Origin of the sequence: Streptomyces cellostaticus, from assembly GCF_023630175.1 — a bacterium.
Lineage (GTDB): Bacteria > Actinomycetota > Actinomycetes > Streptomycetales > Streptomycetaceae > Streptomyces > Streptomyces cellostaticus_A.
The window spans coordinates 41820-53497 of record NZ_JALLIN010000018.1 but is presented as its reverse complement, the minus strand read 5'-3'; the positions used below and the strand labels follow the sequence as shown (position 1 = coordinate 53497).

The 11678-nt window shown below is 69.2% G+C and carries 14 protein-coding genes; 6 read left to right on the top strand and 8 right to left on the bottom strand.

Translation table 11 applies throughout. The features are described 5' to 3' along the window. Window positions 1-14 precede the first annotated feature (14 nt). A complete protein-coding gene (locus MXD57_RS13825) occupies window positions 15-479 on the top strand; it encodes a hypothetical protein (RefSeq protein WP_250401691.1) in 465 nt (154 codons plus the stop codon). 102 nt (window positions 480-581) lie between these two features. On the opposite strand, the gene MXD57_RS13820 is transcribed toward MXD57_RS13825, so the two are convergent. The 7 genes from MXD57_RS13820 to MXD57_RS13790 all read right to left on the bottom strand — a co-directional run bounded on the left by MXD57_RS13820 (window position 582) and on the right by MXD57_RS13790 (window position 6396). Further along, window positions 582-1856 (bottom strand): tyrosine-type recombinase/integrase, encoded by a 1275-nt coding sequence (locus tag MXD57_RS13820; protein ID WP_250401690.1) that lies wholly within the window; start codon window positions 1854-1856, stop codon window positions 582-584. Then, window positions 1856-2080 carry a helix-turn-helix domain-containing protein gene (locus MXD57_RS13815; protein ID WP_250401689.1) on the bottom strand — a complete coding sequence of 75 codons (225 nt, stop codon included), beginning with the start codon at window positions 2078-2080 and terminating at the stop codon, window positions 1856-1858. The genes MXD57_RS13820 and MXD57_RS13815 overlap by 1 nt, the downstream gene beginning before the upstream one ends. After that, a complete protein-coding gene (locus MXD57_RS13810) occupies window positions 2077-3525 on the bottom strand; it encodes a zinc finger-like domain-containing protein (protein ID WP_250401688.1) in 1449 nt (482 codons plus the stop codon). The genes MXD57_RS13815 and MXD57_RS13810 overlap by 4 nt, the downstream gene beginning before the upstream one ends. A 153-nt stretch (window positions 3526-3678) precedes the next feature. Further along, on the bottom strand, window positions 3679-4428 hold the full coding sequence (locus tag MXD57_RS13805) for a DUF2637 domain-containing protein (RefSeq protein ID WP_250401687.1): 750 nt from the start codon (window positions 4426-4428) through the stop codon (window positions 3679-3681). Between the two features lie 36 nt (window positions 4429-4464). Next, window positions 4465-5856 carry a cell division protein FtsK gene (locus MXD57_RS13800; RefSeq protein WP_250401686.1) on the bottom strand — a complete coding sequence of 464 codons (1392 nt, stop codon included), beginning with the start codon at window positions 5854-5856 and terminating at the stop codon, window positions 4465-4467. A 1-nt stretch (window position 5857) separates the two neighbouring features. Continuing rightward, on the bottom strand, window positions 5858-6046 hold the full coding sequence (locus MXD57_RS13795; RefSeq protein ID WP_250401685.1) for a hypothetical protein: 189 nt from the start codon (window positions 6044-6046) through the stop codon (window positions 5858-5860). Further along, entirely contained in the window at window positions 6043-6396 is a 354-nt protein-coding gene (locus MXD57_RS13790) for an SCO3933 family regulatory protein (RefSeq protein ID WP_129768518.1), read from the bottom strand. The genes MXD57_RS13795 and MXD57_RS13790 overlap by 4 nt, the downstream gene beginning before the upstream one ends. Window positions 6397-6560: 164 nt before the next feature. Here MXD57_RS13790 and MXD57_RS13785 point away from each other — a divergent pair, with 164 nt between their 5' ends. Next, window positions 6561-7448 (top strand): GntR family transcriptional regulator, encoded by an 888-nt coding sequence (locus MXD57_RS13785; RefSeq protein ID WP_250401684.1) that lies wholly within the window; start codon window positions 6561-6563, stop codon window positions 7446-7448. A gap of 516 nt (window positions 7449-7964) precedes the next feature. Here MXD57_RS13785 and MXD57_RS13780 read toward each other — a convergent pair. Beyond that, window positions 7965-9305, bottom strand: a complete 1341-nt coding sequence (locus MXD57_RS13780; RefSeq protein ID WP_250401683.1) for a tetratricopeptide repeat protein — start codon at window positions 9303-9305, stop codon at window positions 7965-7967. A gap of 200 nt (window positions 9306-9505) precedes the next feature. Between MXD57_RS13780 and MXD57_RS13775 the strand changes: the two genes are divergently transcribed. The 4 genes from MXD57_RS13775 to MXD57_RS13760 all read left to right on the top strand — a co-directional run bounded on the left by MXD57_RS13775 (window position 9506) and on the right by MXD57_RS13760 (window position 11662). Continuing rightward, window positions 9506-9682 (top strand): hypothetical protein, encoded by a 177-nt coding sequence (locus tag MXD57_RS13775; RefSeq protein WP_250401682.1) that lies wholly within the window; start codon window positions 9506-9508, stop codon window positions 9680-9682. Window positions 9683-10152: 470 nt separating this feature from the next. Beyond that, complete coding sequence (locus tag MXD57_RS13770) at window positions 10153-10518, top strand: hypothetical protein (RefSeq protein ID WP_250401681.1); 366 nt, start codon at window positions 10153-10155, stop codon at window positions 10516-10518. 86 nt (window positions 10519-10604) lie between these two features. Continuing rightward, window positions 10605-10919, top strand: a complete 315-nt coding sequence (locus tag MXD57_RS13765) for a hypothetical protein (RefSeq protein ID WP_250401680.1) — start codon at window positions 10605-10607, stop codon at window positions 10917-10919. Continuing rightward, on the top strand, window positions 10916-11662 hold the full coding sequence (locus MXD57_RS13760) for a class I SAM-dependent methyltransferase (protein WP_250401679.1): 747 nt from the start codon (window positions 10916-10918) through the stop codon (window positions 11660-11662). The genes MXD57_RS13765 and MXD57_RS13760 overlap by 4 nt, the downstream gene beginning before the upstream one ends. Window positions 11663-11678: the final 16 nt, after the last annotated feature.

Here is an 11678-nt window from a genome sequence, read left to right as displayed (position 1 = left end):
AAGTGAGGAAAAGCGTGATTCAACTCTCCTTCTACCTCCCGGAGCCGGGTTCAGCCTGGACCAAGACCTGGGACGCTGCCAAGCAGGGCGATCCGGCCGCGATCAGCGAAATGGACCTCCGCTACAAGTGCTTCGGGGTGAATTTCGAACTGATGGTTGGCGACGTTGAGATCGTCTCAAAGAAGAGATTTGTGACTCTCGTCGATCTGGCCTTGTCTCTCTCTGGTGCGGTGAAGCGCATCTCGTCAGGTGAAGATGCCGCATTCGGTTTCACTGAAAGCGAAGAGGTAATTCATCTGCGTCAAGATGGCGATCTGGTCGCGGTGAGTTCATCGAAGCATCCAATGCACGGAGCCGTGGGACGTGAAGAGCTCGTGGGTGAAGTTCTTCGATTCCTTCGGGAAGCGAATTCGCGGTTGGTTACAGAGATTCCTGGATTGTCGGCAAACCCAGTTATCCAGCGAATCTCGTCGGAGTAGGTAACCTGCTTTCAAAGGTGATAGAGATTGAAATGTAGAGGCCCCGCTGGAGTTTTCCAGCGGGGCCTCTACGGGCGTTTGACGGCAACGGTGACGGCAACGTCAGCGGACGACGGGTGGGAAGCCGGGGTCGTCGCTGCCAGGGCTGAGAGCGTCGCCGAGGCTGTCGATGGCTTGGCGCTGGAGGCGGAGTCGGACGTGGGCGTAGACGCCGGCCGTCACGCCGATGTGGGCGTGGCCGAGCAGCTCCTTGATCACGACGAGGTCGATGCCCTGCTCCAGGAGGAGGGTGGCGGTCGAGTGCCGGAGGTCATGGAAGCGGATCACTCGAAGTCCGGCGCGTTCGAGGAGGTGGCGGAAACGGCGTGTGAGGTTGGTGGGATCGAAGGGCCTGCCGACCGGGGTGGTGAAGACGAGACCGTTGTCCGCCCATCGTGATCCCGCAGCCTGACGATCTTCCTGCTGCCGCTCCTGGTGGATTTTGAGAGAGTTGATGCATTCGGTGGGCAGCGCGATACGGCGTTCAGAGGCGCGGGTCTTGGTGTGCAGGATGGTCAGGCCGCCGGTGTGAGTGCGCTGGAGGGAGCGGTGGATGGCGGCGGTTCCCGCGTCGAGGTCGAGGTCTTCCCAGTGCAGGCCGAGGAGTTCGCCCTTGCGGAGGCCGGTGCGCAGGGCGAGTTCGTACAGCGCGTGAAGCCGGTCGCCGCTGGCGGCCTGGAGGAACTGCCGGGCCTCGCTCGCGGTGAAGGGCTTGAAGCGCCGGGGGCGGGGCGCGGGGGTCTTGACGTTTCGGGCGACGTTGCGGGGCAGGTCGTCTTCGCGGACGGCGTGCTCAAGTGCGGACTTGAGGACCGAGTGGACGTAGGTCACGGTCAGTGGCGAGAGCCGCTTGTTGCAGCATTGGCCGATGGCGCAGCAGGAGTGCCGGGCGGTGTCCCGTCCATGTACGCAGCACTGGCAGGCGACGCGGAGGTGGTCGAGGAAGGTGCGGACGTCGCGGGCGGTGAGCCGGGCGAGCTTCTTCGCGCCGAGGCCGGCGATGAGGTGGAGACGGATGCAGGCGGCGTAGCGGGTGTGGGTGTTCTCCCGGACCTGGTAGACGGCGATGCTGTTCAGCCAGTACGTCAGGTAGTCGCTCACGGTGCAGTCGGATACTGCGACGGGCAGCCCGAGGTTGCTCGCGGCGATCTTCTCGGTGAGCTTGCCCAGGGCTTCCTTCCGGCTTGTGCCGTAGACGCGGACGCGCTTGCGAGTGTTGCCGGGGGCGAGGACGTATCCGGCGGCTTCCCAGCGGCCGTCCTTGCGCTGGTAGATGGTGCCGTCTCCGTTGGCGCGGGAGCGGCTGCGGCGGGAGGCGGCGGGGCGCGGCGTGGTCATCAGGCGGCTTCCTGGTCGAGGCGGGTGCGGATGAAGTCGGTGAGGGCGTGGGTGGGGATGCGGCGGGCGCGGCCGAGGGTGATCGAGGCGAGCTGGCGGGTGCGGAGGAGGTCGTAGACGGCGGAGCGGCTGAGCTGGAGGCGGGCCATGACCTGGGGGACTGTCAGCAGCTCTTCCGGCGTACTGAGTCCCCGCCGGGGTGGGGCGGGTTCCTGTGCGTTCATCCGCAGCCCCCTTCGGCGATGAACCGGCGTTCCAGTTCCCGGCGGTGCCAGACGTCGGCGGCGAGGAGTGCGGCGCCGGGGCTGTAGCCCGAGCCCTGGTAGGCCCAGTGGCCGACGACGAGGGTGGTGTCCGGGTCGGGCTCGGGCAGGCCGGCGTGGGTGCGGGTCTGTTCGGTGCGCCAGGCGCGGCGGGCGGCGCGCAGCGCGCCGAGGGTGGTGGAGTAAGAGCGGGATTTGGTGGAGAAGTGGCCCCGGAAGCCGAGCATGTGCGCCCACTTCCAGAGCTTGAGGTGGGCGAACTCGGGCAGCTTGCCCAGCTCCCAGCAGGTACGGATCATCTGCCGCACGTGCCGGGCGACGGCCAGGCGGGGCAGGGGCCGTGCCTGTCCGGTGCCGTCGCACGTGGTGCAGGGGAGCGGGGTGCCGTGGGGCAGGAGGGTGGCGCCGCGGCCCTGACAGGGGCGGCAGAACAGGGCGCGGTCGAGGGCGCCGGAGGCGTCGGCGGACTTGGTGGCGTACTTCGCCACATAGGCGGCCACCGCCTGATCGCTGAATTCGGCGTCAGTGCCGAAGGCCGCGATCTCGCGTACGTCGAGCTGCTCGCCCCAGGAGAGTTCGCGTTCCCCGACCGCGTCCGACTCGACCATGACGCGGACCCGTGCAACGGCGGCGCGTACGGCGTCGGTGAGCACGGCGACGGTGGCGTACGGCGGCGGGGGCTGGCTGCTGCCGTCTGGGCCGTCGAGGCGGATGACGGCGTGGAAGTGCACCAGGCCACGCTTCTGGTACTCGGCGACCTTGGCGAAGGAGAGGCGCAGCACGGCGCGGGCGGCTTTCTGGGTCATGCCGAGCCGGGCGGCGAGCTCGCGGCGCAGGTAGGTGGTGAAGCGAGCCCACAAGGCTCCGGCGTGGGCGTTGAACAGGACCGCGCCCGAGTAGTCGTACGTCGCCGGGTTCAGCGGTGTCCCGATCAGGGTGTCCGTGGGTTCGTGGAGCTTGCGGCAGCGGCAGGGCAGGATGTCACCGCCGGGGGTGGTGGGGCGGTTGTGGACGGGGCCGAAGGACGGCGGGGTGAGGGTGACGAAGACACGGGGGTGGGTGCGGACGGTGTCGGGGACGGTCTTGCCTCCGGAGAGGCCGGCGCGGATGAGGTGGTAGGTGTCGGCGGCGTAGGCGCGGGAGCAGGCCGGGCAGCGGGAGGCGCGGCGGTTGCCGCACGCGGTGAGCAGACTGCCCGTGGGCTCGGCGGAGGAGGTGTAGGAGCGCAGTACCTCACCGGTCGTGGTGTCGACGGTGGCGGTGCGGCCGGTCAGGCGGACGGGTTCGGTGCAGCCGCCGAGGCGTTCGATCTGCTGCTGTGCTCGGTCGAAGTCGGGGTGGTTGACGAGGTGGAGCAGGTCCCGCACGGCGGGGCTTGCCACGTGGCGCAGGTCCAGGGTGACCATTCGGGGCGTGTCCTATCTGTCGGGATGGGAGCCCCGAGCAGCAACCGGCCATGGTTGTGGGCGTGTTGGTGCTGCTCGGGGCATGACGAACCAGGCCCAACGGGTGGGCATGGATTTCGAGGGAGGGGCGATCCGGCCGGTGGCCGGGGTGGCTCAGAGCTGAGCGAGGGCGGCGGTGGCCACCGGCAGGGCGACGCCCATGCGGGTTGCGAGCTGGGCGGCGGTGACTGGTGTTCCGTGCTCGGTGTGATGGGTGTCCGCGATGCGCCGGGCCGCACTCAGCAGGGCGGCGGGCAGGGCCGGGCGGGTGCCGGTGGCAGGCGCCTTGGTGACGGCCGGGGCGGGGGCGGAGTCGGGCACTTCGGCCAGGGTCGGCGCAGGTGTCGCGGCGGGGTCTGGCTCAGGGGCCGGGGTCGTCGCCTCGGGAGCGGGCGCCGAGGTTGGCACCGGCTCAGCGATGGGTGCGGGTGCTGGGGCAGATGTGGTGGTGTCCTCCAGGTGTGCGGTGGTGTGGAAGTGGGCGAGGAAGGTAGGGCCGACGTGGCCCCAGCCGAGGAGTAGGAGCGGGGCGACGGTATCCAGGCAGGCCCGGCCGTAGCGTCCGGTCAGCAGGGGTTCGGCCGTGTTCAGCGCGAGGGTGAGCAGCCCGCACAGGTGCAGCAGTCGCGTGCCGGCCTTCAGGTCGTGCTCGGGGACGCCGCGCAGGGCGAGGAACCGCAGGGCGACCAGGAGTCCGACGACGGACAGGTCCACCATGGGGGCGATCAGCGGCGCGATCGGGCGGGGGACGCCGAGCCGCAGGGCGAGCGCCCAGACGTTGCCGAAGGAGAAGACGAAGGCCAGGACCGCGATGACCGCCATGACCACGGTCACGGTGCGCCGGGTGAACCGTTCCTCCGCCATGTCCTCAACCTCCTTTCTGGCGTGAGCTGTTCGGGATCACTTGGTGAGCGACGACGCGGGCGTTGCCGTCCGGCCGGTCGAGCGGAGAAGGGCATCCAGGCACAGGTCCGGGTCTGCGGTCAGGTGCGAAGTGCCGTCCGCGACGCGGGCCGCGTCGGCGTCGGAGACGTAGGGGGTGCGGATGCGGGTATAGCCGGGGCGGCCCTGCATCGCCATCACCGCAACCCCGACGTAGGCGGGGGCCTGCAAGGTCACCGGGCTGGCATCGGGCCAGTTGCGGATGTCCTCACCCAGCGCGGCCACCGCGGCTTCCACGGTCTTCTGCGCGAACGACAACCCGATGGGACACACGTCGCGGATGAAGGTTGGGATGGCGTCGCCGGTGGTCTTCTGGCTGATCAGGATCACCAGGATGCCGACGCTACGGCCCTTCTTGACCAGGTCCTCCACCAGCCGGGCATTCTCCGTCGTCAGCGCGGCAAGATGTTTCGTTTTCGGGTCGCTGCCCTTGTACTCGCGGAAGTACGTGTGTGCCTCATCGATGATCAGGACCGTGAGCGGCCACTCCGGAGAAGGGCCGACGTGCCACAGGTTCTTCACGCCCAGCACGTCCCGGATGGTCGCCGAGCGCCGCTTGCGCAGCTCCACCAGACGCTTGAACAGAGCGTTCGCTTCGTCCAGGTCGTCACCGCAGAACGCGAACATCCGCTTGACCAGGTCGGCGTAGTCCCCTTCTGCGGCACGTGACACCTTCCCGTCCGCCGTCGCGATCTGCACGGCCGCCGACGGAGCGAAGTCGCACACGAACTTGTTGACCCCCGAGGTCTTGCCCGCACCCGGGACGCCAGCCACCGTCACCCCGGGCACGTTCGCCAGCGACACGCACACCGTCGCGGCGTACTCATCTACCCCCAGTTCCCAGCGCGTCAGATCCGTGAGTGGCAGACCGGTGGGCCGGTGCCTGGTCGGCGTGGTCAGCGGATCGGAGCGAACACCCCGGATCACCACCCTGCCGGGACCGTCCGGCAGCACTGAGACCCGCGTGCACCGCCACGCGTCCGCCAGGAACCGCGCCGCCTTCTGGTACTCCTCCAATCCGACCTGCGGCAGCGTCCGGGCCTGCACGATCACGCCGTACGGATCGGGCTTGACCTTGATCTTCGGAGTCAGGACCCGGGGCGCGGGGGCGGCACCGTCCTTGGACGCGGTGATCTGCGCAAGCAGGCTCGGGGTCTTGTCGGTGACCGTCAGCCCGGCCATCCGCGCAAGCCGTACCCAGCCCCAGCGCACCCGCACGGCCTGCCGCATGCTGACCCGCGTGCCCTTATCCGCTCGGACGTAGCGCACCACCGTCACCAGCAGCCACACGCCGACCAGCACGAGCGCGACCAGCAGCGCGTCCGGCGCATATCCCGTCACGGAGTCCATGTCACGCCCCCTGTTCATGTATCAGGCGGAGCACGTCGCCGAGGTCGAGGCGGGCTGCCTGCTCCGGGCTCAGGCCGAGGAGACCGAGCACCGCCGCCGAGACGGCGAACGTGGCCTTGCCCTCAGTCCCCGGCAAGGGGCGGAGCGGGTACAACTCCCGCTCCGGCGCGGGGGTCTCGAAGCGGATCACTGGGCCGCCTCCACCGTCACCAGCTCCAGGCGGGCGGCGCGGTAGGCGACGCCGTCGGAGAGCTGACCGTTGAAGATGCGCGCCCACGGGGTCGCGAACAGCTCTACCGGGCGCACCATCGCCCCAGGCTTGAGCCCGGCCGCCAGGCCCGTCTCCGGGACCGTGATCTTCAGGACCTCGGCCCGGCCGTCCTCCATGAGCATCACGGTCACCGTGTACAGCGACGCACCGGTCTCCCGGTCGGTGGCGACCTCCCCGGTCTGCTGGTCCTTGATCTTCAGTACCGGGTCGGTGCCCGCGATGCAGACCGCCGACGGCAGCAAGGCAACACGGATTCGAGTCATGGCCATGCCATCACATCCTCGTTCGATGGAGTCGCTTGATCGACTCGCCATGACCATAGCGGCACACTCGCTACACCCGCAACACTCGATTCGTATCGCTACACAGATACGGTTGGAACGCCGAGGACGCCCGGGTGTGCCGGGAGTGCCGTCGCCGCTACCCTCGTGCCATGAAGCTGCCCCTGGGAGAGGACCCCCGGCCGCCGTACGTCCAGGCCGCCGACGTCCTGCGCACCGCCATCCACGACGGCGAGCTGCGCCCAGGCGAACGGCTCCCCGCCGCGCGCGAGCTGCAACGGCGCTTCGGAATCGCCAGCTCCACGGTCCAAAACGCTCTGCGACTGCTCAAGGACGAAGGGCTGATCTACTCCGTCCTGGGCCGGGGCAGCTACGTACGCGCACAGGAGGCGCCGGCCGAAGCTGAGACGGAGGCCGCGGCGGGCAGTGAGACCGCCTCCGACGAACCCGATCCCGAGTACACCGGTCTCGGCGACCTCCGGCGCGGTTGGCAGACCGCCGACAGTCCCGCTGACGATCCACGCCCCCCGTACGTGCGAACCGCGGACGAGCTCCGCAAGCAGATCCAGGACGGTCGGCTCGCACCCGGTGCCAAGCTCCCGTCCGCCCGCGACCTGCAAGCCCAGTACGGCATCGCCAACTCCACCGCACAAAACGCCCTGCGGGTCCTCAAGGAGGAGGGGCTGATCTACTCCGTGCAGGGCCGGGGCGTCTTCGTCCGCCAGCTCAGCCCGCGTGATCAGTTCCTCAAGCGCTACAACGAGGGGCTGGAGGAGATGGCGGCGCAGCGCCGGGCGGACGAGGAAGCGGTGCGGCTCAGCGGCAAGTGCGACGACGAGGTAGCCGCCGAACTCGCCGCCGCCGAGGAACGGTTCACCAAAGCCAGCACCGAGTTCGAAGCCGCCACCGCCCACCGCAACGCCATGCGCGCCGTCATGGAGCAACGCAAGCGCCTCAGCGGCAACTACACGCCCGAAGAGCAGGCCGCCAGCGTCCAGCGCCTATACGACCGGCTGAACGAAGGCAGACGCCGACGCTGAACCTGCCGCACCCGGGGGAGCCGCAGGACGCGTAGCACGGGGAGTGTTGTTCAGAGTTTCTTTACTTGATCAAGGGCGTCCCGCTGACGCGGGCCGCCGCGCGCCGGCGGCCGGTGACCGCCGCCCGCTCCTGTCTACCGCCCCGCTGGCGACGCCCACCGGCCACTCGGCGCGCAGTGGCAGGCAAGCGAGCCGAACCCGATCCTGGAAGCAGCCGCATCGGCCTGCAGCGGCGCCGCCAGGCCGACTCCGCCGAACGCCGCACAGCACCACGTCAGGTCGCGGCAGCCGAAAGCCGCGATCGTCGAGGGGCGCGGTCACAGGCGAGGCCACAGATCGAGCAGCCCGGCCTGCTGCCAAACGGCCACGCAGGAGCAGGGCGGATGCCGTGGCGGAAGGAAGCGGCGTGGTTGAGGACGGTGCGGGGTTGCTGGAAGCACACGTGGCGGGTGATCTCTTGGCGCGCCCGCCGTCGTGGCTGACTTTCTGTGGCTGGGGTTGAAGGTGCGACGGGGATCAGGCGACCAGCGACGATGGCGCGATCGTCCGTGCTCGGTCGTACAGATCGCGGGCCGTCGCGTTCTTCAGATGAAGGCACAAGAGACCGAACATCGCCTTCACGCGCTCGTCGGCGCGGCCGGACTGCACCTTGGGGTAGTCGTCGAGGGCCTGGTGCCAAGTGGCGCACGCCGCTTCCAGATGGCCGAGTTCCAGCTGCCGTTCGGCCAGCAGGCCACGACGGTGTACTCGTGTGCGCTGGTACACGTTGGGGCGGAGCCGGTCCGCTTGCTGCATGGCTTCGACGGCTCCGGCCTTGTCGCCTAGTTCGTAACGTACCTGGCTGACGTGGTAGTTGAGCGAAGAGGGGTCGTACGAGCCGAACGCCTTGCCTCGTGACTCGGCGCGGTCCATGGCCGCCTCGGCCTCCCGGATGCATCGCAGCGCACCCGTACGGTCGCCGGTCTGCGCGGCGGCGTGCGCCTGCTGGCCGACGAGAAAGGCCAGCAGGCGAGGGCCGGCCTTCGGGGAGGCGGCGGCAGCGGCGTCGGCCAGCTCCATGGCCTTCGCCCCGTGGCGGAGGTCGACTGCCTGGACGCTCATGCCCCGCAGGGTGGTGCAGTACGTCAGGTGGTCCTCGGCCGCGCCCGCCAGCTCCAGGGCCTTGACGTAGTAGCGCTGTGCGAGACCGTGCAGCCCTTCGTCCACGGCCATGTAGCCGGTCAGGTAGAGCAGGTCCGAGGCCGCTGACAGCATCGCCTTGCGCACGTCCTCGGGTGCGTCGGCGCGCAGGTAGGAGGCCACGGTGTTGACCATGAACGACGCTGCCATGGGGCGTGCGTGGCGGCCGCCGAACTCGTCGTCCAGCTCCGAGACACGCTCGGTCATGGCGACGACCATGTCCACTTCGTTCATGCCGATGCGACTCGTGCGGCCGGACTGGACGGCCTCGGCCCGCCCGACCACATCAGGCCAGCCGGGAATGGTGACGGCCACGGAGAACAGGCCGGCACCCAGGACGCTGCGGCGGGACGGGTCCATATCCAGCCTCCCCAGGTCGATCACCCCTTCCACGGTATCCGCAGCCGCGGAGGAGCGATCGTGTGGAACGGGCAGCCCGGCCTCGGCATGGGTGACGGGGCGGCCGAGACGGCGGGAGAGAGCTTCGAGGATGCATGCGCGCACCGCACCGCGAGGGACGGTGCCGCCCAGCCAGTGGCTCACCGCCGACTCGTCGTAACGCAGAGGGATCCCGGTCTCCGTACCGACGCGGTTCACCGCCCGTGCGAACTGGCGGTGAGTCCAGCGGCTCTCGGCGAGCAGGCGCCCGAGCACCACGTTCGGTTCACGCTTGGCCATGCCCTCAACTCCCCGTGACCTTGCGAACTTTCAAGGCTTTCAAGTCCTGGTGCTGCGGCAACGGTACCGCTGAGCGTGGTCGTGCGGTTGCGTAGAGACAGCAGGCAACGGCGAGTCCTCGCCGCAGTCGTCGTCTGAAGGGCTGAGGGATGAGAAGCGAAGCACGGGCCCGTCTGGCTCGGATGACCGAGGAGCGGGGGATGGACGGGGTGTTGAGGATCGACACCTACGAGGGCGCGGACCTGCCGCCGGGTTCGAACCGGTTCTCGCCGTGTCTCTGCCCGCAGCACGGCAGTGCCACGCCCGAGTACGGAGCGGAGAAGCTGAGCGTCGCAGTACGCGAGGCCAACCAGCGCAGCCGTGGAGAACGGCTGTGAACCGGTTAGCCGCAGCCGTCGGCCGCTGCGGCGGACCACTCCTGATCATCACCATCTCGGGGTCGGCCGGCTTCGTCCTGGGCGTCGCCGCCGCATCCACCCCCACCTGACTCCTCCCCGTCACGCATCCAGGCTCCCCACCTGTGATGAGGGAGGGCCCGCCGTCGGCGGTGGGCACCCCGTCCGGCTGCCTTCTTCGGAAGGGTCCGGCAGCCGGACGGGTCCAACTCCGCAGCATCCGCCGCGGAGTCCACTGAAAACCGTAAGGGAGAAAACGATGAACGTGGATGAGCTGTTCACCGGCGACCTGATCACCGGCGTCCCGGCCGTCGAGGCCGCGCTGCTCGACAAGATGCCGGGCGGCGGCGACAACAACGGCGACCACTGCAGCAAGTGAGCCAGGGCTGACGCCAGGCGGGGCGGGGTCGTTCGCGGCCCCGCCCCGCCGCACGACATCGGAAGGGGACTACATGTTGTCGATGCGTCTGCGCCTGGCCGATCTCCAGGAGCCCAAGTGGAGATCACAGGGCGGCCGTTGGACCAACGGCGAGAGCTGGATCGAGCCCGCGAACCTGTCCACATTGGTCATGGAGGTCAACGACGACCAGGCGCCGCGCGTACGGGTCCGCGTGAAGGAGTGCAAGCGGGACGAGGCCGACCTCGTCGAACTCACCATGGAGCCCGGACAAGCCTGCCTGACGGTGGGCGTCTTCGGCACAGCCCCGCTTTACCTGGCAGAGAAGGCCGGCGAGCTGCACGCCTCTTGGGACCTGGCACTACTGCGGCCGTATATGCAGGCCGCCCGCCCATCCCGGTATTGCCCGTACCGGCCCTGATGGCGTTCGGGATGCACAACCCCGGATTCCTCCGGGCCGGAATCTGGCCGGTGAGCCCGCTCGTGCACCCGCGGATCGTGCGGTTCATGGAGCAGCTGCCGCACGAGTACAAGCGAGGCAAGGCGCTGTTCCGCGAACGGATCAGACGGGCCGGGCTGGCAGAGTGGGTGGCCGCGCCTGCCGAACCGGAGAACTTCCTGGCCGTCCTGGAGAAGGGACTGCGGTCCTACGGCCTGCCCGTCCTGGACGACATGCTGAAGGAGTCCATCCTGGTCGACCTCGGCTACGTTGACGGCAAGGCTCTCGCCCAGGCACGGAGGAACGCCGACTCCGCGCCGGCCGTCCCCGATCTGCTGTGCGATGCAGTCGCCTTGGAGGTCGGGCTGCGAAGCCTCATGTGACCAGCCCCGACACGGAAGCCGAGCACGTGGAAGCCACGAACCTCCTGTACCGCGATCCGGCACTCTACGACCTGGTCCAGTCCGACAGCACGAGCGCAGGAATGTGCCAGACCCTGATCGATCTGCACCGGCCGGACGTCCGGACCCTGGTCGACTTCGGATGCGGTACCGGCCGGGACCTGGAGATCCTGGCCAAGCGCTTCGAGTGCATCGGCGTGGACCTCCAGCCCGGCCTGGTCGACTACGCCCGCCAGGCCCGGCCCGGGCTGGACATCCGCACCGGCGACATGCGCACCGTACGACTCGGCAGCCGCATGGACGTGGTGACCTGCATGGGCAACAGCCTCGCCTACGTGCACGACAACAACGACATCGGCCAGGTCTTCGCCACCTTCGCCGCCCACGCCCGGCCGGGCGCGCTGCTCGTGCTGTGTTCCCCCGTCGCCCCGATCACCCGGACCGAGCCGACCACCGCCACGGTCGACACCCCGACGGGACCCGCGACCGTCACCATCCGCCACACGTGGGACCTGCGGACCCAGATCAACACCATGCACCGGCACTGGATGCTCCCCTCGGGCGACGAGGCCCGAGACGAGATCCGCAGACGCGTCCTGTTCCCCCAGGAGCTCGAACGCTACGCGGAGGGCGTCGGCTTCGAGGTCCTGGACATGCTCGACGGCACAGGGACAGGGCTTACCGGCCCCACCGCGTACACAGTGGCCCGACAGACTCCGCGGTGACCGGCGAGGCGCCAGC